General features: G+C 61.5%; 17 protein-coding genes and 1 pseudogene. 4 read left to right on the top strand and 14 right to left on the bottom strand.

Going from position 1 to position 24038, the window contains the following annotated elements; genetic code table 11:
• The first annotated feature begins 86 nt into the window (after positions 1-86).
• The 3 genes from ACUXUR_RS13845 (at position 87) to ACUXUR_RS13835 (ending at position 8713) form a co-directional block, all read left to right on the top strand.
• The gene (locus ACUXUR_RS13845; protein ID WP_445502943.1) at positions 87-5930 is read left to right on the top strand and encodes a HAMP domain-containing protein; all 5844 of its coding nucleotides are present in this window, start codon (positions 87-89) and stop codon (positions 5928-5930) included.
• A complete protein-coding gene (locus ACUXUR_RS13840) occupies positions 5927-8026 on the top strand; it encodes a response regulator (protein WP_445502942.1) in 2100 nt (699 codons plus the stop codon). The genes ACUXUR_RS13845 and ACUXUR_RS13840 overlap by 4 nt, the downstream gene beginning before the upstream one ends.
• Before the next feature lie 102 nt (positions 8027-8128).
• Positions 8129-8713: a 3'-5' exonuclease gene (locus ACUXUR_RS13835; RefSeq protein WP_445502941.1), complete on the top strand. Its 585-nt coding sequence runs from the start codon at positions 8129-8131 to the stop codon at positions 8711-8713.
• 28 nt (positions 8714-8741) lie between these two features.
• On the opposite strand, the gene ACUXUR_RS13830 is transcribed toward ACUXUR_RS13835, so the two are convergent.
• The 14 genes and pseudogenes from ACUXUR_RS13830 to hemN form a co-directional block, all read right to left on the bottom strand.
• The gene (locus ACUXUR_RS13830; protein WP_445502940.1) at positions 8742-9419 is read right to left on the bottom strand and encodes a helix-turn-helix domain-containing protein; all 678 of its coding nucleotides are present in this window, start codon (positions 9417-9419) and stop codon (positions 8742-8744) included.
• Between the two features lie 112 nt (positions 9420-9531).
• Complete coding sequence (locus ACUXUR_RS13825) at positions 9532-9909, bottom strand: response regulator transcription factor (RefSeq protein WP_445502939.1); 378 nt, start codon at positions 9907-9909, stop codon at positions 9532-9534.
• A 114-nt stretch (positions 9910-10023) separates the two neighbouring features.
• Positions 10024-10659 carry a response regulator FixJ gene (gene fixJ, locus ACUXUR_RS13820; RefSeq protein ID WP_445502938.1) on the bottom strand — a complete coding sequence of 212 codons (636 nt, stop codon included), beginning with the start codon at positions 10657-10659 and terminating at the stop codon, positions 10024-10026.
• Positions 10649-12190, bottom strand: a complete 1542-nt coding sequence (locus ACUXUR_RS13815) for a PAS domain-containing sensor histidine kinase (RefSeq protein ID WP_445502937.1) — start codon at positions 12188-12190, stop codon at positions 10649-10651. Before ACUXUR_RS13815 ends, fixJ begins: the two co-directional genes overlap by 11 nt.
• 190 nt (positions 12191-12380) lie before the next feature.
• A complete protein-coding gene (locus ACUXUR_RS13810) occupies positions 12381-13496 on the bottom strand; it encodes an MFS transporter (RefSeq protein WP_445502936.1) in 1116 nt (371 codons plus the stop codon).
• Entirely contained in the window at positions 13493-13642 is a 150-nt protein-coding gene (gene ccoS, locus ACUXUR_RS13805) for a cbb3-type cytochrome oxidase assembly protein CcoS (protein WP_445502935.1), read from the bottom strand. Before ccoS ends, ACUXUR_RS13810 begins: the two co-directional genes overlap by 4 nt.
• A gap of 3 nt (positions 13643-13645) precedes the next feature.
• Positions 13646-15895, bottom strand: coding sequence for a heavy metal translocating P-type ATPase (locus tag ACUXUR_RS13800; RefSeq protein WP_445502934.1), 2250 nt, complete (start codon positions 15893-15895; stop codon positions 13646-13648).
• Between the two features lie 14 nt (positions 15896-15909).
• The gene (locus tag ACUXUR_RS13795; protein ID WP_445502933.1) at positions 15910-16404 is read right to left on the bottom strand and encodes a FixH family protein; all 495 of its coding nucleotides are present in this window, start codon (positions 16402-16404) and stop codon (positions 15910-15912) included.
• A 12-nt stretch (positions 16405-16416) separates the two neighbouring features.
• Positions 16417-17877: a cytochrome c oxidase accessory protein CcoG gene (gene ccoG / locus ACUXUR_RS13790; RefSeq protein ID WP_445502932.1), complete on the bottom strand. Its 1461-nt coding sequence runs from the start codon at positions 17875-17877 to the stop codon at positions 16417-16419.
• 142 nt (positions 17878-18019) lie between these two features.
• Positions 18020-18916 (bottom strand): cytochrome-c oxidase, cbb3-type subunit III, encoded by an 897-nt coding sequence (gene ccoP / locus ACUXUR_RS13785; protein ID WP_445502931.1) that lies wholly within the window; start codon positions 18914-18916, stop codon positions 18020-18022.
• A 4-nt stretch (positions 18917-18920) separates the two neighbouring features.
• Entirely contained in the window at positions 18921-19076 is a 156-nt protein-coding gene (locus ACUXUR_RS13780; protein ID WP_445502930.1) for a cbb3-type cytochrome c oxidase subunit 3, read from the bottom strand.
• A gap of 12 nt (positions 19077-19088) precedes the next feature.
• Positions 19089-19823: a cytochrome-c oxidase, cbb3-type subunit II gene (gene ccoO, locus ACUXUR_RS13775; protein ID WP_445502929.1), complete on the bottom strand. Its 735-nt coding sequence runs from the start codon at positions 19821-19823 to the stop codon at positions 19089-19091.
• Positions 19824-19834: 11 nt separating this feature from the next.
• Positions 19835-21499, bottom strand: a complete 1665-nt coding sequence (gene ccoN / locus ACUXUR_RS13770; protein WP_445502928.1) for a cytochrome-c oxidase, cbb3-type subunit I — start codon at positions 21497-21499, stop codon at positions 19835-19837.
• Positions 21500-21738: 239 nt separating this feature from the next.
• A pseudogene (hemN, locus tag ACUXUR_RS13765) lies at positions 21739-22857 on the bottom strand (oxygen-independent coproporphyrinogen III oxidase).
• A gap of 187 nt (positions 22858-23044) precedes the next feature.
• Between hemN and ACUXUR_RS13760 the strand changes: the two are divergent.
• Positions 23045-24025 carry a S1C family serine protease gene (locus tag ACUXUR_RS13760; RefSeq protein ID WP_445502927.1) on the top strand — a complete coding sequence of 327 codons (981 nt, stop codon included), beginning with the start codon at positions 23045-23047 and terminating at the stop codon, positions 24023-24025.
• Positions 24026-24038: the final 13 nt, after the last annotated feature.

The raw sequence follows: 24038 nt of genomic DNA, 5'->3' as shown, positions 1-24038 counted from the left end.
GTCCAGAGGTGGAGTGAGCACCCGTCGGTTTGCCGCACTGCAAGGGGTGCCGGGCCGTTTGCCCGGATGGTGTTACGGGGGCCTTCATGCCACAAATCGAATCTGCTACATCGCAGCTTGATCCCAGGCTGCTGCTCAAAGTCTTGCGTGCTTTCCGGAAAGGGGACTTTTCGGTTCGCCTGCCAACCGACATGACCGGGATCGATGGCGAGGTTGCAGAAGCCTTCAACGATATTGCCGATTTGAACCAGGGCCTCGCCCGCGAGCTCGATCGCGTCGCGAAGGTGGTGGGTAAGGAAGGCCGCATTAGCGAACGTGGTCGCCTCGATGGAGCGACAGGCTGCTGGAGTGATTGCATCGCTTCTGTGAATTCCATGATCGGCGACATCGTTCAGCCGACCATTGAAGTGGCCCGCGTGATCGGCGCCGTGGCCAAGGGCGATCTCAGCCAGACCATTGAACTTGAAACGGAAGGGCGCCCCCTGCGTGGAGAGTTCCTGCGCATCGGCAAGGTCGTCAACACGATGGTGGGCCAGCTCGGAAGCTTTGCGTCCGAAGTGACCCGCGTGGCCCGCGAGGTGGGCTCGGAAGGCAAGCTCGGTGGCCAAGCCAAGGTGAAGGGCGTGGCCGGCACGTGGAAGGACCTGACCGACAACGTAAACCTCATGGCCGCAAACCTCACCGGCCAGGTGCGTAACATCGCTGAAGTCACTACCGCTGTTGCGAATGGCGACCTGTCCAAGAAGATTACCGTGGAGGTGCGCGGCGAGATCCTGGAGCTGAAGAACACCATCAACACGATGGTGGACCAGCTCAATTCGTTCGCGGGCGAAGTGACCCGCGTGGCGCGCGAAGTGGGCACCGAGGGCAAGCTCGGCGGTCAGGCGGAAGTGCGTGGCGTCGGCGGCGTCTGGAAGGACCTGACGGAAAACGTGAACATGATGGCCGCAAATCTGACCGGCCAGGTGCGCAACATTGCCGAGGTCACCACCGCCGTTGCCCGGGGTGACCTGTCCAAGAAGATCACCGTCGATGTGAAGGGCGAAATTCTGGCGTTGAAATCCACCATCAACACCATGGTGGATCAGCTCAACTCTTTCGCTTCGGAAGTGACCCGCGTCGCGAAGGAAGTGGGCTCCGAGGGCAAGCTCGGTGGCCAGGCGCAGGTGGAGGGCGTCGGCGGCGTCTGGCGCGACCTCACTGAGAACGTGAACATGATGGCGGCGAACCTGACGGGCCAGGTGCGTAACATCGCCGAGGTGACCACCGCTGTTGCGAATGGCGACCTGTCCAAGAAGATTACCGTGGAGGTGCGCGGCGAGATCCTGGAGCTGAAGAACACCATCAACACGATGGTGGACCAGCTCAACTCCTTCGCTTCGGAAGTGACGCGTGTCGCACGCGAGGTGGGCTCGGAAGGCAAGCTCGGTGGCCAGGCCCAGGTGCGCGGCGTGGCCGGCACGTGGAAGGACCTGACCGACAACGTGAACCTCATGGCCGCAAACCTCACCGGTCAGGTGCGTAACATCGCTGAAGTCACTACCGCTGTTGCGAATGGCGACCTGTCCAAGAAGATCACCGTGGAGGTGCGCGGCGAGATCCTGGAGCTCAAGAACACCATCAACACGATGGTGGACCAGCTCAATTCGTTCGCGGGCGAAGTGACCCGCGTGGCGCGCGAAGTGGGTTCGGAAGGCAAGCTCGGCGGCCAAGCTCGCGTGGAGGGCGTTGCCGGCACGTGGAAGGACCTTACCGACAACGTGAACCTCATGGCGGCGAACCTGACGGGTCAGGTGCGCAACATCGCCGAGGTGACGACCGCTGTCGCCATGGGCGACCTGTCCAAGAAGATCACTGTGGAGGTGCGCGGCGAGATCCTGGAGCTGAAGAACACCATCAACACGATGGTGGACCAGCTCAACTCCTTCGCTTCGGAAGTGACCCGCGTCGCGAAGGAAGTGGGTTCCGAGGGCAAGCTCGGTGGCCAAGCCCAGGTGCGCGGCGTGGCCGGAACCTGGAAGGACCTCACCGACAATGTGAACATGATGGCGGCGAACCTGACGGGTCAGGTGCGCAACATCGCCGAGGTGACGACCGCTGTCGCCATGGGCGACCTGTCCAAGAAGATCACCGTGGCGGTCGAAGGTGAGATCCTCGAGCTGAAGAACACCATCAACACGATGGTGGATCAGCTCAATTCGTTTGCGGGCGAAGTGACCCGCGTGGCGCGCGAAGTGGGCACAGAGGGCAAGCTCGGTGGCCAGGCGCAGGTGCGCGGCGTCGGTGGTGTCTGGAAGGATCTCACTGATAATGTGAACATGATGGCCGCGAACCTCACCGGTCAGGTGCGCAACATTGCCGAGGTCACCACCGCCGTTGCAAATGGTGACCTGTCCAAGAAGATCACCGTCGATGTCCGCGGTGAGATCCTGGAGCTGAAATCCACCATCAACACGATGGTGGACCAGCTCAACTCCTTCGCATCGGAAGTTACTCGCGTGGCGCGCGAGGTGGGTATCGAGGGCAAGCTCGGTGGCCAGGCCCAAGTGCGCGGCGTTGCCGGAACCTGGAAGGACCTCACCGACAATGTGAACACGATGGCGAACAACCTCACCGGTCAGGTGCGCGGTATCGCCAGCGTCGTGACCGCAGTGGCAGAAGGTGATCTCAAGCGCAAACTCACAGTGGACGCCAAGGGCGAAATCGCAGCGCTCGCCGATACCATCAACGAAATGATCGACACGCTCGCCACCTTTGCGGACCAGGTCACGAACGTGGCTCGCGAGGTGGGTGTCGAGGGCAAGCTGGGCGGCCAGGCGAGGGTGCCGGGTGCAGCGGGCCTGTGGCGCGATCTGACCGACAACGTGAACCAGCTTGCCGCCAACCTCACCACGCAGGTGCGCGCCATCGCGGACGTGGCGACTGCCGTGACGAAGGGCGACCTGACCCGATCGATTTCGGTGGAGGCATCCGGCGAGCTTGCCTCGCTTAAGGACAACGTCAACGAGATGATCCGCAACTTGCGCGACACGACGCTCAAGAATGCGGAGCAGGATTGGCTCAAGACCAACCTCGCCAAGTTCACTCGCATGCTGCAGGGCGAACGCGATCTCACCACAGTGTCCAACATGATCCTGTCGGAGATCGCGCCGCTGGTGAACGCACAGCATGGCGTTTTCTATACGGTCGACGCGGATGGCAGCGAGCCGATGCTCGAGCTCGTTGCTTCTTACGCTTTTACCGAGCGCAAGCATCTCAACAATCGCTTCCGTCTCAAGGAAGGCCTTGTTGGGCAGGTTGCCTATGAGAAGAAGCGCATTCTCGTCACCAATGCCCCAGGCGATTACATTACCATCAGCTCCGCATTGGGCGAGGCTCCGCCGCTCAACATCATCGTTCTGCCGGTGCTGTTCGAACAGGAGGTAAAGGCTGTCATCGAGCTTGCCTCGTTCAGCCGCTTCTCGGAAACGCATCAGTCGTTCCTCGACCAGCTGACCGAGTCGATCGGTATCGTTCTCAACACCATTGCCGCCAACATGCGGACGGAAGGCCTGCTCAAGCAATCGCAGCTTCTCACGATCGAGCTGCAGAGCCAGCAGGAGGAGTTGAAGAACACGAATGACCGTCTGGAGCAGCAGGCGGCGACCCTCCGTCAGTCGGAAGAGCTTCTGCGCCAGCAGCAGGAAGCGCTTCAGAAGTCCAATGAGGAGCTTGAGGACAAGGCTCGCCTGCTCGAGCTGCAGAAGCAGGAGGTCGAGGCCAAGAACCGCGAGGTTTCTGTCGCGAAGACAGCTCTGGAGGAGAAAGCCGAGCAATTGTCGCTGACCTCGCGCTACAAGTCCCAGTTCCTGGCCAATATGAGCCATGAGCTGCGTACGCCGCTGAACTCTCTCCTGATCCTGTCGAAGCTCCTCACGGAAAATCCTGATGGCAATCTGACCGATAAGCAGAAGGAATTCGCCAAGACGATCCACGCGGCGGGCTCGGACCTGCTTGCCCTGATCAATGACATCCTCGACCTGTCGAAGATCGAGTCCGGCACGGTGAGCCTCGAAGTCACGAATGTGGGCTTCAAGGATCTCGTCAATCATATGGAGCGCACCTTCCGCCAGATTGCGGAGGAGCGGAAGCTCGACTTCCATATCGATGTGGATCCGCAACTTCCGCCCATGATCAGGACGGACTCGAAGCGGCTGCAGCAAGTCCTGCGCAATCTCCTGTCCAATGCCTTCAAGTTCACAGAAAAAGGTGGCGTGCGACTGCACATCGGTTCGGCTGAAGGTTCACCTCTGCGGGCCGGCAGCCAGTGGATCTCGATCTCCGTCACGGATACCGGAATCGGTATTCCGGAGGACAAGCAACGCATCATCTTCGAGGCGTTCCAGCAGGCGGATGGCACGACGAGCCGCAAATATGGCGGTACGGGTCTCGGCCTTTCGATCAGCCGCGAAATTGCACGTCTGCTCGGTGGCGAGATCGTGGTGTCGAGTGTGCCGGGACAGGGATCGACCTTCACTCTGTTCGTGCCGCTGGAGCCGCCTGCAAACCACGGTGTCCAAACATCGACCTCGAGCCCGCGCCCTAACGGAAGTGGAGCGACCGGTGCTGCAGACGATACCTCGTCCACCATTCTGCGTCAGCCATCGGCGCCCATGGCGCTCTCGGCATCGCTTGATGACAGACACGCCATTGTGTCCGGGGACAAGGTCGTTCTGATCATCGAGGACGATGCGATGTTTGCGTCTGTGCTTCTTGAACTTGCTCGCGAGCAGGGCTTCAAGGGGCTGATCGCCATGGATGGAGCTTCGGCGCTTGCATTGGCGCATCGATACAAGCCGCATGCGATCACGCTTGATATCGGTCTGCCCGATATGGATGGCTGGGCGCTGCTCGATCTTCTCAAGCACGATCCGAGGACGCGTCACGTGCCTATCCACGTGATCTCGGTGGATGACCAGAAGAAGCGCGGTCTCAAGGCAGGCGCCTTCGGCTTCCTGGAGAAGCCAGTCGATCGGGAATCTCTGATGATGGCGTTGAACCGCACCAAGGATTTCATCGATCGCCCGGTCAAAAAGCTGATCCTCGTCGAGGACGATGACAACCAACGGATGAGCATCTCCGAACTCATGAAAGGCGAGGAGGTGGATGTCACCGCCGTTGCCACGGCGGAGGCCGCCCTCGAGACCATCCAGGCACGCAAGTTTGACTGTGCGGTTGTGGATCTCGGCTTGCCGGATCTTCCGGGCGCAGAGCTCATCGAGCGAATCCGCAAGACAAAGGGAGGAGAGGATCTCCCGATCGTCATCTATACCGGACAGGATCTGAGCCGTGCGGAAGAGCGTCGTCTGGAACAGATCGCTGCAACCGTGATCCTCAAGGGTGAGGGATCATCCGAGCGGCTTCTGAACGATACGGCTCTCTTCCTTCATCGCTCGATCAGTGCGATCCCGGAGGAGAGTCAGATCATCGTTGAACCGAAAGGAGAGGCTGCGCTCGATGGTCGCAAGGTCCTCATCATCGACGACGACATGCGCAACATCTTCTCGCTGACGAGCGCTCTTGAGCAACATGGCCTCAGCGTTATCTTTGCGGAGAATGGCCTTGAAGGCATCGAGAAGCTCCGTGAGACACCTGACGTGGACATCGCCCTTGTCGATATCATGATGCCGGAGATGGATGGCTACGAGACGATGCGGGAAATCCGAAAGGATCCTCGCTATCGGAATCTTCCGCTCATTGCCGTCACGGCAAAGGCCATGAAGGGTGACAGGGAGAAATGTCTGGAAGCGGGTGCGACCGATTATGTCTCGAAACCTGTGGACATCGATCAACTTCTCGCCGTCTTGCGCGTTCAACTGAGTCGGAGCACCTATGTGCCTGAGGGGAAGACACACTCCAGTGGTGCAGCAGAGACCGGCCTGAGGACATGATGGAACGTATCGGACAACGTGAGCCGGAAACCGACCTGAAGCCTCAGGTTCCGGCGCGCGCTATGTCTAATCCTGTGCCAGCAAAGATTCTGGTGGTCGATGACGACCCCCGGAATCTGATTGCTGTCGAGGAGATCCTCCGGGCGCCTGGGATAGAGATCATCACGGCAGATTCCGGTGAGGCTGCCTTGCGGCAGGTGCTGAAATATGACTTCGCGGTCATCCTTCTCGACGTGCAGATGCCCCGCCTCGACGGTTATGAGGTTGCGGGTCTCATCCGCAACCGGCCACGCTCGTCACGTGTTCCCATCCTGTTCCTGACGGCCTTCAACAAGGACGACATGCACGTCTTCCGCGGGTACTCGGCCGGCGCTGTCGATTATGTTTTCAAGCCCATCGAGCCGCTGATCCTGAGGTCGAAGGTCGATGTGTTCGTTGATCTTTACCGCAAGACGGAGGAGATCCGCCGACAGGGTGAGGAAGAACGCCGCCTGCTCATGGAGAACCTCAGGGTCAGGAGTGAGAAGCTCAAGACCGAGCAGGCTCTGCGACGCCGGGAGGAGCATCAATCCATTGTCCTGGAATCACTGCCGATTGCGCTCTACACCGCATCCGTGCAGGAAGATCACCGGCAGCTCCATTTCACGAGTGAGAGCGTCGAACGCATCACCGGATTCCCGCCCAAGGCGTTCCTGCAATCGCCGGACTTCTGGTCGTCGCGTCTTCATCCCGATGATCGGGAGAGGGTGCTTGCGCAGCTCCAGGAGCTGACGCACCAAGGCGCCGTCACTTTGGAGTACCGCTGGACTTGTGCCGATGGGACGGAGCGGTTCTTCCTCGATCAGACGATGCTTATGCACGATGACGAGGGACGTCCGCGCGAGTTTTTCGGCATGTGGTTCGACATCACGGAGCGCAAGCAGATGGAGCAGAACCTGCTCCATGCCAGCAAGCTGGAAGCCGTGGGGCGCCTGACGGGTGGAATTGCGCACGACTTCAACAACATGCTGAGCGTTGTCATCGGCAATCTCGATCTGCTGCAGAAAGTCATCAAAGGCAATGCGAAGGCGGAGACGCGCGTCAGGATGGCCATGGAAGGCGCTCAACGATGTGCTGATCTCACGCACAGGCTTCTCGCCTTCTCGCGTCGCCAGCCGCTGCAGGTCTCCATGATCGATGTGGGCGCTCTGATGCCGGGGCTGCTGGAGCTGATGCGTCGCACCCTGGGCGAGCGGATCAATGTCAGCTTGGATGTGGCGGACAATGTCTACCCGATCGAGGTCGATCGAGCCCAGCTCGAAGCGGCCCTCCTCAACCTTGCGGTCAATGCGCGCGATGCCATGCCGGAAGGTGGCGATCTGTCGATCTCCGTCGGCACGCAGACTTTGGACGAAGGCAAGGTTGAGCACCCCGGTGATTACGTCGTGATTTCGGTCAATGATACGGGAATCGGCATGTCGCCGGACGTTCTCCAACGGGTCTTCGAGCCGTTCTTCACGACGAAGGAGAGCGGCAAAGGGACGGGCCTGGGCCTCAGCATGGTCTACGGATTTGTCCAGCAATCTCACGGCCATGTGGAGATCGACAGCGCACCCAATCAGGGAACGACAATTCGTATCTTCCTGCCGCGAGCTCATGGGGTGGCCGAGAGCCTCGACGAGCAGCAGACGGTTTTCGCAAAGCCCTTCGGCAAGGGACAGACCGTCCTGGTCGTAGAGGATAATCCTGCTGTCCGTCAGGTGGCCATCTCAACCCTGCATTCACTCGGTTTCGACGTTGTCGAGGCGGAAACCGGCGATGAGGCTGCCCAGGTGCTGAAAACGAACGATCACATTCGTCTTGTTCTCTCTGACGTCCGCATGCCCGGGGGCTTGAGCGGAATCGACCTTGCTCGCTTCATCAAGAGCGAAAAGCCCGACGTCCACGTTCTCCTGACAACCGGTTATGTGGATAGCGAAGAAATGATCGAGGACGTTGAGCTGCTCTACAAGCCTTATCGCGCCGCCGATCTCGCCGATAAAATCCAAGCTCTATTGGAGAAGCCGAAGCAATCTGCCAGAAACCTTGTCTCCATGCTGGCCGCGGCATCCGCGTGAGCCCTATTGGATTCGAGCTTTTCCTGCGGGCAGGGTGGCTTGCTCTTCTTCGATATCGCCTAGCAGTGTAGGATCTATAAGTGGATCGCACGGAAGCGGGCGATGGGCGACACGGCAGATATCGTTTTTCTGGATTTCGAAGCCTCCTCGCTTGGTAGGAAAGGTTACCCGATCGAGGTTGCATGGGTGTTCGCATCGGGAGGTGAGGAGACGCACCTCATCAAGCCTGCTCCCTCATGGACAGAGTGGTCAGCGGAGTCGGAAGCGACTCATCATCTCACGCGGGAGCGATTGATCTCCGAGGGGGAGGCACATGACGAGGTGGCTAGGCGCATGCTGGATGTGCTCTCAGGCCATGCTCTTTATGCCACGGCTCCCTCATGGGACGGGCAATGGCTCAGCAGGCTGCTGAGGGGCGCCGGGCTGCCGCGGCATGCCTTGCGCTTGCAGGATACCGATGTCGCGCATGAGGGAACAATCACCCGGATCTTGCAGGGGGCGAATGTACCGGAGAGCGAACTGGCGAATCTTGCAAAGGAGATCCTCGCGCAGGCACGCCGGAAGGATGAGGCGGACGGTGATCCTGTTCACCGTGCTCTCGCAGACGCCAAACGGGAATTGCGCGTGTGGCGCGATGTGCAAAGACGCGCTGTAGAATACGTAAAAAGCCTCGGGCCTTTGACCTGAGGCTTTCTCACGAAGGATATGACGTCGATCAGGCTTCGAGGCGCTCGAGGGCAGCCTTGTCGCGCAGCACGATGGAGCGGCGATGGGCCGGAAGCCCGATGATGCCCTGGCGTTCGAGCTGCGTGAGCGAGCGCGAGACGGTTTCGATGGTAAGGCCCAGATGATCGGCGATGTCGATGCGCGACATGGGAAGATCGACGTGGCTATTTTCCGTGAGACGCTCGGAGAGAACGAGCAGGAAGGTCGCGATCTTTTCCAGGGCGTGCTTGCGGCCGAGCAGCAGCATGTGATCCTGAGCCCGCTCCAGGGAGCGCATCATGGAGGCGATCACCTGGTTGGCGAAGGCCTGATCGCGGGAGGCCAGAACGTCCAGGCTGCAGCGGCGATAGGCGATGATGGTCGCATCACCGAGAGCTTCGGCGCTGAAGCGGTGCTCGTCGCCCGATTCCAGGCCGAAGATATCGCCAGGGAGATGGAAGGCGTCGATCTGGCGGCGGCCGTCGCTCAGGAGCTTGAAGGTGCGCACGGCACCGGAGACGACCTTGTAGAAGTAAGCGGCCCGGTCGCCCTCGGCAAAGATCTCCTCGTCCTTGGCTACCGTGCGGGCGGCGCCGAGTTCGGGAGTGGTGCGGGATGCCGGGATGTCGCGCAGGAGCGCAGCATTCGGGGCAATCTGGGTCCTGAGGGAAGCGTGCGCGGTCTGCATCGGGGCTCTCGTCTTTGGTGAATGTCTGACGTGAGCTCAGGGGTAACCTGACGCAGCGGAGGGCGAAATTCAGATGCTCTCCTAAGGAATATCCCGGAGGGGCCCGAGACGGTCAGGCCGGGGTGCTCAGGACCCCGCGAATGCTGTCGAGCAAGGTGCTGTCTTCCAAGGGCTTTTCAATGACCTGGCGGAAGCCGGAATGGGCCGCGCGCTTGCGCATGTCGTCCGTCGCGCGGGCGGTAATCAAGATGGCAGGGAGCTTCACAAGGCGCCGGCGGAGCCTGTCCATCAGCTCGACCCCGTTCATGGACGGCATGTAATAATCGACAACCAGGCAGCCATTGGCGGGCAGCTCCGGTTCGGCAAGCAGTTCGGCGCCACTTTCGTAGACGCGCACGTCCATCCCCTCGAGCTCGAGGGCGAACTTTAAGGATTGTCGAACGGCGGCATCATCATCCACGACGATGACCGGCCCTGGTGTCATGGACATGATGAGGTCCTAATGGTCCCTGGCTCTAGGGTCACACGAGAACCTAATTCAACCGAGGGACCGAGGGCTTGATATGGGTCAAGCCCCTGCCGGCTGGCACTTCAGGAATATTCCTTAAGGAGTTCCCCCAGGTCCTGTGGGGCGGATACCGACGAGAAGAGCCATGCGGACGAGTTCGGAGAGGCTGGAAGCCTGCATCTTCGTCATCACATTCGCCCGGTAGATCTCGACCGTGCGGGGACTGATGCCGAGATCGTAAGCGATCACTTTGTTGGCCTTGCCGGCGACAAGGCCTTCGAGAACCTGGCTCTCCCGCTCCGAGAGGGCCTCGACGCGGGCGCGCACTTCGGCGGTCTGCGCGTCGTGATGCGCATGCTCCTCCTGGTATTTCAGTGCTGCACGGACAGCCGTCAGGAAGAGGTCGTCGTCAAACGGCTTCTCGATGAAGTCGATGGCGCCTTCCTTCATGGCTTCCACCGCAAGCGGCACGTCCGCATGGCCGGTCATCACGATGACCGGCAGCTTGAACCCACGGCTTTTCAGGCGTCGCAGGAACTCGATGCCGTCAATGCCGGGCATGCGCACATCCGTGACGATGCAGCCGTCGGAGGCGGTTTTCACGCTGTCCAGAAAGGCGGACGCCGATTCATGGAGGCGCACCGGCAAACCGTCCGAGGCGAGCAGGAAGGACAGGGACTGGCGCACCGCCAGGTCGTCATCCACCACATGCACGATCGCTTCACTCGGCATTCGCTAGCTCCTCCTGACTGACAGCACGCAATGTGAACCTGAACGTGGTTCCCCGGCCAACTTCCGATTCGATCCAGATCTTCCCGCCATGGGATTCGACGATGGTTCGGCAGATCGACAGGCCGACGCCCATACCATGTTTCTTCGTCGTCACGAATGGCTGAAAGAGACGCTCCAAGACCTCGGGTTCGATGCCGGTGCCCGTATCGGCAACGCTGACCTCGACCAACTCCTCCTTCGGCAGGGATCGGGTGGCGATCACCAGTTCCCGGCGGGGCGCATCCTCCATGGCCTCGATAGCATTGCGGATGAGGTTCAAAAGCACCTGCTGGATCTGAATGCGATCCGCCAGCACCATCGGAGCCTCAGGGTCGAAGCGGTATATGACGCGCACACCCTTTTCCCTGGCGCCGACGAGGGCGAGGGCGCTGGCCTCCTCGACCAGCTTGGGCAGGCTTTCGAGGTGGCGTTCGCTTTCGCCGCGCGCCACGAACTCGCGCAGGTGGCGAATGACCTGGCCGGCGCGCAGCGCCTGCTCCGCGGCTTGGTTCACGGCTCCCTCGAGCATCTTGACGTCCTGGCCTTCCATGCGCTGGAGGATGCGGCGGCAGCCTTTGAGATAGTTTGCAATGGCTGTGAGGGGCTGGTTGATCTCGTGCGCGAGGGTCGAGGCCATTTCGCCGAGCGCCGTGAAACGCGACATATGCACGAGCTCCGATTGGAGCTCCTGCAGGCGGGCTTCCGTCTTCTGCCGCTCGGTGAGATCGCGAATGAAGCCGGTGAAGTAACGCTGGCCGCCCGAACGCATCTCGCCGACGGCAAGCTCGATGGGGAAGGTGGCTCCGTCCTTGCTCTGTCCCACCACCACGCGGCCGATGCCGATGATACGGCGCTCGCCCGTGGTGAGATAGCGATGCATGTAACCGTCATGCTGCCCGCGGTAAGGTTCGGGCATGAGCATCTTGATGTTCTCGCCGATGACCTCTTGATCCGTGTAGCCAAACAGGCGTTCGGCGGCGGCGCTGAAGAACTGGATGCGCGCCTCCTCGTCGATGACGATCATGGCATCCGGTACCGTCTCCAGAATCGAGCGTAGATGCGCCTCGCGGGTTCTGAGGGCCTCTTCGGCGGCGACGCGCTCCGTGATGTCGCGCATCACCTTGGCAAACCCAAGAAGCTCGCCGGCCTCGTTCTTCAAGGTCGTGAGGCTGACATGGGCGATGAAGCTCGAGCCATCCTTGCGGATGCGCACGCCCTGTTCCTCGTAACGTCCGGTGTCCCGGGCGATCTCGAGCGCCCTCGCAGCCTTGCCGCTTTCGAGGTCTTCAGGGGTGTGAAAAATCGAGAAGTGGCGACCACGAATCTCGTCCTCGCCCCAGCCGCCGATATGCTCGGCACCCGTGTTCCAGCTGATGATCCGCCCCTCGGTGTCGATCATGCAGATCGCATAATCGGTCACCGCGTCAACCAGCAGCTGAAAGCTGATATCCTGTTGCGACAGGGTAGAGGGCGCAGAATCCGAGGCAGTCAAAGGAAACTCCAGTCGGGATGGCCTCCACGGCTCGATCAGGGTCGATCAACGGAGAACGGTCATCTTTCCTATGGCGTTCCTAGCACAGGCACAGGTGGCTTCCTACAGGCGTATAATGTCGCGACGGAATAGCGGCAGAGCGCCGAGCGCATCATGCTTCAAAAATGGATCCGGTTTTCTGCATGATGCTCTAATGCACGACACCGGCCGCCAAGGCACCGAGCAGCGCCGATCCGAGAAGGGCCCCATCATGGAGGCCAAGCAGCCAGCGGGAAAGTTCACCATCCTCGTGAACCCAGAGAGTGGTGCCTATCGTCACGAGAGACCAGCCAATCCCGAGGAGTGCGGCTGAGAGGGTGAAGGCCGCTGTCGTGCTGGAAACCAGAAAGACGAGCGCCGCTACGGTTATCAGGACACACCCGCCAAGGGCGATCCAGACAGGTCTGATCGACTTGGGCAGTCCGGCCAAAGCCAGAGACGGTGCATACATGGCGATGACGTGCCAGGCGATGGCTCCAGAGACAGCTTCGCCGAGACCGCAGCCGACCATCGCGATGGGGGTGGCCCCCATCAGAGCCGTCATGGCGAACCAGCCAAGTGCACCGACGAGGCTCGGCCAGAGAATGCGCTGCCATCCCTGCAAGGGCGCGGCCCCTGTCCGAGCGCCGCGAAGCCGGCGATAGGGCAGAGCTGCCGTGGCAAGAAGCGAACCGACGTGAGCGAGCGCGGCCGCACCTGCCATGCCCACCAGGGCGTGCGGGACGGCGAGACCCTCAGCGAAGGCCGCGACGCTCGGCGCAAGGAGACCCGCAATGGTGGCAGCTCCAAAGACCAGTGAGATGGCGCCCGCTCCTTTCGCTCCGAGCGGGGCTGCCGCATGGCGATAGAACAGGCTGAAGCCGCTGGCGATGCCGAGCCAGAAGGCGCCCAGCACCAATCCGGTGAACTGCCATTGCAGCAGGGACCAGGCTGTCAGCAAGCCTCCAGCGACACCGAGGCTTGCACCAAGGGAAAAAGCGGCACGACGGCCAAAGGCATCAAGCAGCAGGGAGGCAGGCAGGCTGGCGAGCGCCGCACCGGCATAGAAGGCGGCATAGGGCAGGGTGGCCCAGATTGCGTTCGGAGCAAGCGACAGGCCTGCAAGCGGAAGAATGGTGAGGGTCAATACCTGCGAGAGCACGGACAATGCGAAGGCAATCGCGAGCAACGCCGTTCCGCCGTAATCCGGCGTGCCGTCGGCTGCTTCAATCGGCTCGCAGAGGCAGTCGAGCCGCCCCGCCCGTGGCATGGCAGTGGATGTGCTCATGGTGCGATGTCGTCATCCTTCAGAACGCGAATGGCCGCGCCTTCGACATCGTCATACTGGCCGTTCTTGAGCGACCACAGAAAGGCGGCGAGACCCGTGAGGCCTAAGAGCAGCGCCGTCGGCACGAGATAGATGAGAACTTCCATGGATCAGGCTCCCTGCAAGACCGGAACGGCAGGTGTAGGGTCGGAGGAGGCCGGCGCTTCCGGGAAGGCCTTGGCCTTTGCGTTTCGTGCGCGAAGGGCGTTCAGCGTCACCAGGCTCGATGAGCCGGACATGGCGAGTGCGGCAATGAGCGGCGTCACATAACCCATGAAGGCCAGCGGAACCGCGATCACGTTATAGACGAGCGCGATCATCAGGTTCTGGCGCATCAGTGCGCGTGAGCGGCGAGCGATGCTGAGAGCATCCAGAACAGGAGAGAGCTTGTCGCCGAGGAAGACCGCATCCGCATGCGCCTGGGTGATATCGGCAGCCGTGATCGGCGAGATGGAGACGTCCGCCGTGGCGAGGGCCGGTGCATCGTTGAGGCCATCGCCGACCATGAGCACTTTGCGGCCTTCAGCCTTGAGTACTTCGATGGCGGCGATCTTCTCCGCGGGCTTCGCGCCGCCGCGCCATTCGCGGATGCCAAGAGCGGCTGCAATGGGAGCGACTGCTTCCGGGCGATCACCGGAGAGGATGCGGCAATCGATGCCGAGATCACGCAGAGCCTTCACCGTCGTCACGGCATCAGGACGCAGGGTCTGACGGACCAGCATGATGGCGCGTTCATGGCCGCGGGCGAAGGCGATCATCGAGGCATCCGCCTCTTGACCCACTGCCTTGGGCACGAGATCGGCGGCACCGCAGAAGGCAGGGCTTCCGAGGCGATGCTCCACGCCATGCACGATGGCCTTCACGCCTTGGCCAGCCTCTTCCGTTGCCTCTTCGTAGGGACGGCGCTCCTTCGCCTCCTGCGCGACGGCGGCCGCCAGCGGGTGATGGCTCGAGAGAGCAAGCCGTGCCGCCGCCTCAAGAAGATCCGGGCGGATCGAAGAGGCATTGGCAACCCGCATCTCGGGCAGCGTCAGGGTACCGGTTTTGTCGAACACGATGGCGTCGGCACAAGCCAGACGCTCCAGCGCATCGCCGGAGTTGAGGAAGACATTCGAGCGGAACAAGGCACCCGAGGCGACGACCTGCACGACAGGCACGGCAAGCGCCAGTGCGCAGGGGCAGGTGATGATCAATACTGCAACGGCAATGATGACGGCATCATGGACGGTGGCCCCAAGGGCAATCCAAACAATCGCCGTCAGAGCAGCCGTCAGATGCACCACCGGAGCGTAGGCACGCGCCACTTTGTCCGCCAGTTGCACATAGCGGGACTTGGCTGCGGCAGCGGTTTCGAGAAGCCGCTCCACCTCATCGAGAAGGGTGCCCTTGCCCGCAGCCGTCACCCGGAGAGTGAGCGTGCCGTCATAGTTCATGCTGCCGGCATAAACCGTATCGCCGATCGCAGCGGAGCGGCGCACCGTTTCACCTGTCACGAGGCTCTCGTCAAGTTCGGAAGTGCCCGCAATGACGACGCCGTCGACCGCGACACGCTCGCCGGAGCGCACGAGAACGCGATCGCCAGGGTTGAGGGCAGCCGTGGGAACGAGAACGGCCTCGCCCTTGTCGTCGAGGCGGTGCGCGACCTCCGCCTTGAGAGCGGCGAGATTGCCCGCCACCGCGCGGGTGCGGCGGCGCATGGCCTGGTCGAGATAGCGGCCGCAGAGAAGGAAGAAGAGCAGCATCACGACCGAGTCGAAATAGGTGTGCTCGGCATGATTGATGGTCTCCACCACCGACATGGTGAGCGCCAGCAGGATCCCGATGGTGATCGGCACGTCCATGTTGGTGCGCTTAGCCTTCAACGCGCTCATGGCGCTGCGGAAGAACGGCTGGCCCGCATAGGCCACAGTCGGCAGCGCGATGAAAGCGGCAAGCCAGTGGAAGAAGTCGCGGGTTTCCGGCGTGATGTCGGTCACGTTGCCCGACCAGACGGAGACCGCAAGCAGCATGATGTTCATGGAGGCAAAGCCCGCCACGGCCAGACATTTCAGGAGCCACTGGGAGCGGCGTGCTTCTTCCTCTTCCACCAGACGCGACTGATAAGGATGGGCGCGATAGCCAAGGCGCTGCAATTCATCGACAACGGCAGAGGGCGCGATGACTCCCTCCTGCCACTGTACCGCAAGACGATGCGTGGTGTAGTTCAGTCGCGCATCCACGACGCCATGAAGCCGGCATAGGCCGCCCTCGATCTCGTCGATGCAGGCAGCGCAATCGATGCCCTCGATGGCAAGATCGAGATGCGCCGTTCCGTCGTCCTGACGCTTGACGAAGATTGAGAGATCGAGGGGTTCGGCCATGGTATTCTTTTCCTTTAGAGCGAAATGCGGCTCTTGGAGCGGAAGACGGTTTCACCTGAGCGCTGCAAGCCGATCACCAGATCCCAGCTACCTTCCGGAAGCGGAGTGAGGCTCTGAAACTGGCCAGCGGTGGTTTCCACAACTTCGATGGCGATATCGCGGCGCTTATCCGTCGGATGCGCAAGGCGCACCTCGGCCGTGAGGCCGGAGAGGGATTGCGCCTTCGCATCGCGGGCCGTGATGAGGATGCGGTTCTCACCGCCGCGCTGGATGCTCGCGTCCACTGCCCAGTGAAGGGCATCCTGGGTGTGAGCCGCCGCCACGTCGTTCTTGAAGGTGAGACCGGCCTTGTAGGAGCTTTCCGTCTCAACGCCGCTGAAACTCGACACGGCGAAGCGGATCATCACGAAATTCATGGCAAAGATAATGCCGAAGAACGTGATGAAGTAGTTGAGAACCGTGCGCCCGGTAATGATGCGAGGAGGGCGGCCGGCTGTTGTTGTGGACATGGAGGTATCCTCTCAAGGCGCCTTGAAGTGATCGTTCATCCGGCTCGTATCGCCGGTGGCAAGATCGGTGAGCGTGAAGTGAATGTCGGTTGACGAGGGAACGTCCGAACCCTCCGAGCTGACGAGAACGCGGGCCTCCAGCGTCTGGTCGGGGCCGACCCTCACAACTATGCGGCCCTGCTGATCGATTTCGCCGCCCACGATATCGAGCTTCGCATTCGGCAAACCATCCACCGTGAGAGCGTAGGTACGCTCATCGAGGTTCTTGTTGGCCACGCGAACGGTGAAGCCGTTTCGTATCGATCCATCGGACAGGCGCACGAAGAGCGGGTTGCGGTCGTGCATGACGCTTAAGTAGATGCTCTGGCGCATGGCGAGCGAGCCGATCATGGTCGCGCCGACGATCGCGATGATGCCAGCATAGAAGAGAGTGCGCGGACGCACGATGCGGCGCACCTCCGGACGACCCTCCATGCGGGCCTTCACGTTCATTTCCGTGTCATAGGCAATGAGGTTCAGCGGGCGATCGATCTTCTCCATCACCGCGTTGCACGCGTCGATGCAGAGGCCGCACTGGATGCAATCCATCTGCAGGCCCTTGCGGATGTCGACGCCGGTGGGGCAGACATTGACGCACTGATTGCAGTCGATGCAGTCACCTGCAGGCAGTCCTTGCAGCTTCAGGACCTCGTTCTTCTTCATCGAGCCGCGCGGCTCGCCCCGGTCATAGCGGTAGGTGACGTTGAGCGCGTACTCGTCTGTCAGTGCAGCCTGGATGCGGGGCCAGGGGCACATATAGGTGCAGACCTGCTCGCGCATGAAGCCGGCGAGCGTGTAGGTGGTGAAGGTGAGTATGCCGATCCACATGTAGGCGATCATCGGCGCCTGGAACGTGGCCAGCTCATAGACGAGAGTCGGCGCGTCGGCGAAGTAAAGCACCCAGGCGCCGCCGGTCCACCAGGCGATCATCAGCCAGATGAAGTGCTTCAGGCCCTTCTGAGCCGCCACTTTCAGAGTGAGCTTTTCCCTGTCCTTAAGCATCCGCTCGCGGCGGTCGCCTTCGATCCAGCGCTCGACGGCGTAGAACAGGTCGGTCCAGACCGTCTGCGGGCAGAGATAGCCGCACCAGACGCGGCCCGCGACGGCGTTCATGAGGAAGAGGGTCAGGGCCGCCAGAACGAGGAGCCCTGTGATGTAGTAAACTTCCTGCGGCCAGATCTCGATAAAGAAGAAATAGAAGCGGCCATTGGCGAGATCGACCAGAACGGCTTGATCGGGGGCATTCGGGCCGCGGTCCCAGCGGATGAAGGGAACGAGATAGTAGATGCCCAGCGTAACAAGCAGCACGATCCATTTGATCGTGCGCAAGCGGCCTTTCACGGCCTGCGGATAGATCTGCTTGCGTGGCGCAAAAAGCGGGGCGTCATCGGCCTCTGCACTCGCAAGGGAAGGGGAAACAGGAGCGTCAGCCATCGAATCCGTCGTGGGTTCTCGATCAGGAGTGACCCTGGGATAGGCTGCGGGGCGGGAAACCGCCTTGATTTGAGTCAAGCCAGTGGCCGGGGGAGGCCCCCGGCCACGGTGTTATGCTCAAGCTGGAGCGCTTTGACGCAGCTTAACGGTTCTGATCGCCGCCCAGGGAATGGACATAGAGCGTCAGAGCCTTGATGGTCGTGTCATCAAGGCGACCGTGCCAGGTCGGCATCACGCCGCCACGGCCGTTGTTGAGCCCCTCCATGATGGTGGCCTTGTCGGAGCCGAACAGCCAGATCTTATCCGTGAGGTTCGGGGCACCCATCTCCTGCATGCCCTGGCCCTTGTCGCCGTGGCAGGCTGCGCAATTGTCGGCGAAGATCCTGGCGCCGGCAGCGACATCGACACCCTTTTCAGCCGGAAGACCCGACAGGGAGCGCACATAATCCGCCACCTGCGAGATTTCCTCACGCTTGAGCAGGCCGTCACGGCCGAAGGCAGGCATGTTGCCGGTATGGCCCTGATCGCTGGTGGAGCGGGCACCATACTGGATCGTCTGCTGGATCTGCTCCAGAGAGCCGCCCCACAGCCAATCGTCGTCGTTCAGGTTCGGGTAGCCCTTGGCGCCGCCGCCGCCTGCACCATGGCAAGGCGCGCAATTGTCGCCGAAGGACGCCTTGCCCTGAGCGCGGGCGAAAGCGAACAGCTCGGGATTCTTCTTGATGTCCTCGAGCGAGGCTTCGGCGAGCTTCGCCGTCATGCCCGAGCGCTGGTCCTTGAGAGCCGCGAGTTCGACCTCGATGGCATCGCGGGACTGCCAGCCGAGCACGCCCTTGGTGTAGGACGAGACCATCGGCCAGGCCGGATAGGCGATGCTGTACGCAATCGCCCACATGATGGTGAAGTAGAAGGTCCACAGCCACCAGCGCGGCAGCGGGTTGTTGAGCTCCTGGATGTCGTCCCAGCTGTGCCCGGTTGTGGCCACGCCGGTGACGGCGTCGACCTGTTCGTGAGTCCCTTCATGGGTTCCTTGGGCCATAGGATCAATCCTCCTGGAGAGGCATGCGGGCGGCCGCTTCGAAGCGATCCTTCCGCGAGGGTGCGAGGGCGTAGACCAGGACCACCAGGAAGATTGCTACGAAATACAGCAGTCCCCAGGTCTGGGCGAATTCAGCAAAGAATTTGTATGCGGCTGGCATGGTGGTTCGTCCTCAGCGCACGTTGGCCTTGTTGTCGTAGAGCTTGAAGTCGACCTGCGTGCCGAGCATCTGCAGATAGGCAATCAGGGCGTCCGCTTCAGTGACCTTCTGCGTGTTGCCGTCGAAACTGCGTGACTGGGCCTTCGGATAGCGTGTGGCGAGATCCTCGGCATTCGGATCGTCGGCGGTGGCCTGGATACGAACGTCGCTGTCGGCTTTCTTCAGCATTTCCTCGCTGTAGGGCACGCCAAGCGTGGCCTGGATCTTCATATCCTCGGCAATCCTGCTTGCATCGAGCTCGTTCTGCTCGAGCCAGGGATAGCTCGGCATGATGGAGCCGGGCACTACGGCGCGCGGGTTCTTCAGGTGGTCGCGGTGCCAGTCGTCGGAATACTTGTTGCCGACGCGGGCGAGATCCGGTCCGGTGCGCTTGGAACCCCACTGGAAGGGACGGTCATACATGCTCTCGGCAGCGAGTGAGTAGTGACCGTAGCGTTCCACCTCGTCGCGCAACGGGCGGATCATCTGGCTGTGGCAGTTGTAGCAGCCTTCACGCACGTAGATGTTGCGCCCGGCGAGCTCGAGCGGGGTGTAGGGCCTGACGCCCTCCACCTTCTCGATGGTGCTCTTCAGGTAGAAGAGCGGTACGATTTCGACGAGACCGCCGATGGAGACAACGATCAGCACGCCGAGGACGAGAATGATCGAATTGGTCTCGAAGATCTTATGACGGGACCAGAGTGACATGATCGTTTCCTTTACTCCGCAGCGACGAGCGCGGGCTGGGCCGGGAGGGCTTCTTCTTCGACAGCTTCTGCCGTGGTAATCGTCTTCCAGACGTTCCACGCCATGATCAGGCTGCCAGCCACGAAGAGAGCGCCGCCGAGTGCACGGATGATGTAGAAGGGATGCATCGCTTCGACGGTCTCGATGAACGAGTACTCAAGGAAGCCGAGGCTGGTATAGGCACGCCACATGAGGCCCTGCAGGATGCCCGCAACCCACATCGACGAGATGTACAGCACGATGCCGAGGGTGGAGATCCAGAAGTGCCAGGAGACGGCCTTCATGGAGTAGAGCTCCTTCTTGTTCCACAGCCACGGAACGAGGCAGTAGATCGCGCCGAAGGACACGTAGGCCACCCAGCCGAGAGCGCCCGAGTGGACGTGACCGATGGTCCAGTCGGTGTAGTGCGAGAGCGAGTTCACGGCCTTCACCGACATGAGCGGGCCTTCGAAGGTCGCCATGCCATAGAACGCGACCGACACGACCATCAGGCGCAGCACGGGATCCGTGCGGAGCTTGTCCCAGGCTCCCGAGAGGGTCATGAGGCCGTTGATCATGCCGCCCCAGGAGGGCATCCACAGAATGACCGAGAAGACCATGCCCAGCGTCTGCGCCCAGTCGGGCAGGGCGGTGTAGTGCAGGTGGTGCGGACCGGCCCAGATATAGGTAAAGATCAGGGCCCAGAAGTGAACGATGGAGAGGCGGTAGGAATAGACCGGCCGCTCAGCCCGCTTCGGGATGAAGTAGTACATGATGGCGAGGAAGCCGGCCGTGAGGAAGAAGCCCACCGCATTGTGGCCGTACCACCACTGCACCAGTGCATCCTGCACGCCCGACCACACGATGTAGCTCTTCGGCGAGAAGATCGAGACCGGGATCGACGCATTGTTGCCGAGGTGCAGAACGGCGATCGTCAGGATGAAGCCGAGATAGAACCAGTTCGCCACGTAGATGTGCGGCTCCTTGCGGCGCATGACCGTGCCAAGGAACACGAGGAGATACGTCACCCACACGATTGTCAGCCAGAGGTCGGCGTACCACTCAGGCTCGGCATATTCCTTGCTCTGGGTGATGCCGAGCAGGTAGCCCGTGCCGGCAATGATGATGAAGAAGTTGTAACCCAGCACCACGAACCAGGGCGCGATATCGCCGGCGAGGCGTGCGCGGCAGGTGCGCTGGACCACATAGAACGAGCTGCCGATCAGCACGTTGCCGCCGAAGGCGAAGATCACGGCGGAGGTGTGCAGCGGCCGCATGCGCCCGAACGAGAGCCAGGCGGTGTCGAAATTGAGTGCCGGGAAGGCCAGCTGAGACGCGATCAGAAGACCGATGGTGAATCCTGCGATGCCCCAGAACACGGCGGCGATGGTCGCAAACTTCACGGGGCCCATGTTGTAGTTGGGCTTGCCGTTGATCGTCGGCGCCGGCAGAGCGGCGGGCCGCTCGTAGTAGCGATTGACGATCGCGAACACAGCCGCGACGCTTGCGGCCGCGAAGAGATAAGCATGGAAGGCGTATTCAGGCGTATAGGCCTTCGCCGCGATGATAATGCTCAGGAGAGCCAGAGCCGCGAAAGCAAGAGCGGAGCCTGCTTCGCCAATGGTCATTCCTTTAGGAGATGTTGCCGTTTGAGCCATAGGTCTCGACCGTTCTGAAGTTTGGCGAGGCCCTGAGCTTCGCCATCAGTGTTCCTCACTAGGGGTGGGGTGGGGAAGGGGCATTGATGCAAATCAAACGGGGCTGGTGCCCCCGCCAATGCCCCACGAAAGGCTTAGAGCATCGGGCCCAAAGTGGATCTGCACTTTGGGATCTCGCCCGATGCTCCCTTCGATGGAGAGCGCGTCCTTCGAGCGGATCTCCGGTTGCGCATGATGCGCTAGACAGCGCGGGAATGCCGCGCGACGCCGCTTTCGAGATAGCGGTCGAACGCCGCGCAGACGTTCCGGACCAGGAGACGGCTGTCCTCGGGAATCGCGATGGACAAGCCATCGCGCCTCACAAGGCCGTCTCGGGCCAGCTCGTCGATGGCCGAGGTTCCGAACCCGATGAGGGTCGCGGCTTCATCGGTCATGTAGCCTTGAAAATTCCGGTGCAGGCGTCCTTCGCGCTGGCGCAGGACAATGGGATCGGACGGCTTGGCGAAGTGGTCGAGGCCGATCTGGACATAGCCCGCCTCAAGGAGGGCTGCGGCTGCGGCGGTGTTCTGCTCGACGCGCTGGATGGCATCCGGCATGGCCTTCTCCGGCAACAGCGTCTGATGTCGCTTCATCCACGGAACATGCGCATAGCCGAAGAGGGCGATGCGGTCCGGGGCGAGCAGCAGGGCCTGCTCGACGGTGCGGAGCACGCTCTCGGTTGGTCTGGTAGGGCGGGCCATACATCAAGTCGAGGTTGAGCCCTGTCACACCGGCATGACGCAGCCAAGTGGCCACCTTGGCGGTCTGCTCGATAGATTGGATCCGGCTGATGGTCTTCTGAACCTTGGGATCAAAATCCTGGACTCCAGGCTCACCCGGTTGAGGCCCGAGGCTGCGAGCGCCTCCACATGCTCCACGGTGAGCGTGCGCGGGTCGATCTCGACGGCGATCTCGGCGCTCGAGCGGATCTCGAAGGAACGCTGAAGCAGGCTCATGACGCGCCTGAGATCATTCCCAGACAGGATCGTCGGCGTGCCGCCGCCCCAATGGATATGGGTGACACCCATACGGCCCGGCAGATGCCGGGCCACCAGTTCGATCTCCCGCTCCAGAAGCTCCACGTAAGACGCACCCGGGCTGTAGGTGCGGGCCACGCTCGTGTGGCATCCGCAATAGAGGCACAGCTCCGCACAGAACGGGACATGCAGATAAAGCGAGAGCGCGGTCCGAGGCGAAAGCCCAGAGAGCCACCTCGCATAGGTTTCGAAGCTGACCTCCGGCTTGAAATTCGGGGCGGTGGGGTAGCTTGTATAGCGCGGGACGCGCTCGTCGTAGCGGGCAATGAATTCTGGCGTCATGCCAGCCCCTTGCTTCGTCCCGGGTCAACCAGCCTTGATTTAGGTCGAGCCCGTGTGTGCTCTCTTCCTTCGCATGCAAGCAGCATGGGTTGAACGTCCGGGTTTTTCCGCCATCTTGATTGTATGGATCGTCTTCCTCTTGGCCTGGGTCCTCAGGCCAGAGCAGGCGGGGTTAAGGAGTATTCCGATGCAGTCACCGGAAGAATGGCAGATCCCGCCCGAGTTCCAGCCCGATCAGGACGCTCTCGCCTATGATCTCCGAGTAGCCCTGAGCTCCATCGTGTCGCTTCGGGCCCGGGTGCCTGAGGACGCCTTCACGGCTGAAACCCTCGGCATTGAGCGCGCCGGCCAGGGCGTGGTCATCCGGGACGATGGCCTCGTGGTGACCATTGGATACCTGATCGCGGAAGCTGAGGAGGTTTGGCTGACGACCAACAAGGGGCGCACGGTCGAGGCTCATGTGATCGCCTACGATTACGACAGCGGCTTCGGCCTGGTTCAGGCTCTGGAGCCGCTCGGGTTGCCGGTGATGGCTTTGGGCGATTCCAGGCGTCTCTCACCGGGGGATCTGGTGGTCATGGGCGGCAGCGGCGGGAGCACCCATTCGCTCGCGGCTCAGGTGGTCGCCTGCCAGGAGTTCGCAGGCTATTGGGAATACCTCATCGATAATGCCATCTTCACGGTGCCGGCCCATCCCAATTGGGGTGGCACGGCCCTGATCGGCCCGCGTGGGGATCTTGTCGGCATCGGCTCGCTTCAGCTTCAGCATCAGGCTCAGGGTGGTGCCATCGTGCCCTTGAACATGAGTGTGCCCATCGATCTTCTGAAGCCGATCCTCGACGATCTGCTGACTCTGGGCCGCGTCGGCCGGCCACCGAAGCCGTGGCTCGGCTTCTATGCCTCGGAAACGGAAGAGGATCAGATCTCGATCATCGGCCTTGCCGGCGATGCTCCGGCACAGCGCGCCGGATTGCGGGCCGGAGACAATGTTCATGCCGTCGCCGGCCAAGCCGTCACATCGCTCGCCGAGTTCTATCGCGCCATCTGGGCTCTCGGGCCTGCGGGCGTGGATGTGCCGCTGACCTTGGAGCGCGAGGGCGATACGTTCGACGTGACGATCCGCTCCGCCGACCGAGGACGCTTCATGAAAACGCCACGCCTGCAATAGCTTGCAGCGAAGG

It is taken from the genome of Microvirga medicaginis, from assembly GCF_052658925.1.
This window is presented reverse-complemented; position numbering and strand designations above follow the sequence as displayed.

Excerpts from the sequence above, each read along its gene's own strand:
- ccoS (WP_445502935.1), bottom strand. The coding sequence starts at position 13,642 with ATGGAAGTTCTCATCTATCTCGTGCCGACGGCGCTGCTCTTAGGCCTC.
- ccoN (WP_445502928.1), bottom strand. The coding sequence starts at position 21,499 with ATGGCTCAAACGGCAACATCTCCTAAAGGAATGACCATTGGCGAAGCA.
- ACUXUR_RS13780 (WP_445502930.1), bottom strand. The coding sequence starts at position 19,076 with ATGCCAGCCGCATACAAATTCTTTGCTGAATTCGCCCAGACCTGGGGA.
- ACUXUR_RS13830 (WP_445502940.1), bottom strand. The coding sequence starts at position 9,419 with ATGCAGACCGCGCACGCTTCCCTCAGGACCCAGATTGCCCCGAATGCT.
- ACUXUR_RS13845 (WP_445502943.1), top strand. The coding sequence starts at position 87 with ATGCCACAAATCGAATCTGCTACATCGCAGCTTGATCCCAGGCTGCTG.
- fixJ (WP_445502938.1), bottom strand. The coding sequence starts at position 10,659 with ATGCCGAGTGAAGCGATCGTGCATGTGGTGGATGACGACCTGGCGGTG.
- ccoG (WP_445502932.1), bottom strand. The coding sequence starts at position 17,877 with ATGGCTGACGCTCCTGTTTCCCCTTCCCTTGCGAGTGCAGAGGCCGAT.
- ACUXUR_RS13825 (WP_445502939.1), bottom strand. The coding sequence starts at position 9,909 with ATGTCCATGACACCAGGGCCGGTCATCGTCGTGGATGATGATGCCGCC.
- ccoO (WP_445502929.1), bottom strand. The coding sequence starts at position 19,823 with ATGTCACTCTGGTCCCGTCATAAGATCTTCGAGACCAATTCGATCATT.
- ACUXUR_RS13835 (WP_445502941.1), top strand. The coding sequence starts at position 8,129 with ATGGGCGACACGGCAGATATCGTTTTTCTGGATTTCGAAGCCTCCTCG.
- ACUXUR_RS13795 (WP_445502933.1), bottom strand. The coding sequence starts at position 16,404 with ATGTCCACAACAACAGCCGGCCGCCCTCCTCGCATCATTACCGGGCGC.
- ACUXUR_RS13810 (WP_445502936.1), bottom strand. The coding sequence starts at position 13,496 with ATGAGCACATCCACTGCCATGCCACGGGCGGGGCGGCTCGACTGCCTC.
- ACUXUR_RS13800 (WP_445502934.1), bottom strand. The coding sequence starts at position 15,895 with ATGGCCGAACCCCTCGATCTCTCAATCTTCGTCAAGCGTCAGGACGAC.
- ACUXUR_RS13760 (WP_445502927.1), top strand. The coding sequence starts at position 23,045 with ATGCAGTCACCGGAAGAATGGCAGATCCCGCCCGAGTTCCAGCCCGAT.
- ccoP (WP_445502931.1), bottom strand. The coding sequence starts at position 18,916 with ATGGCCCAAGGAACCCATGAAGGGACTCACGAACAGGTCGACGCCGTC.
- ACUXUR_RS13840 (WP_445502942.1), top strand. The coding sequence starts at position 5,927 with ATGATGGAACGTATCGGACAACGTGAGCCGGAAACCGACCTGAAGCCT.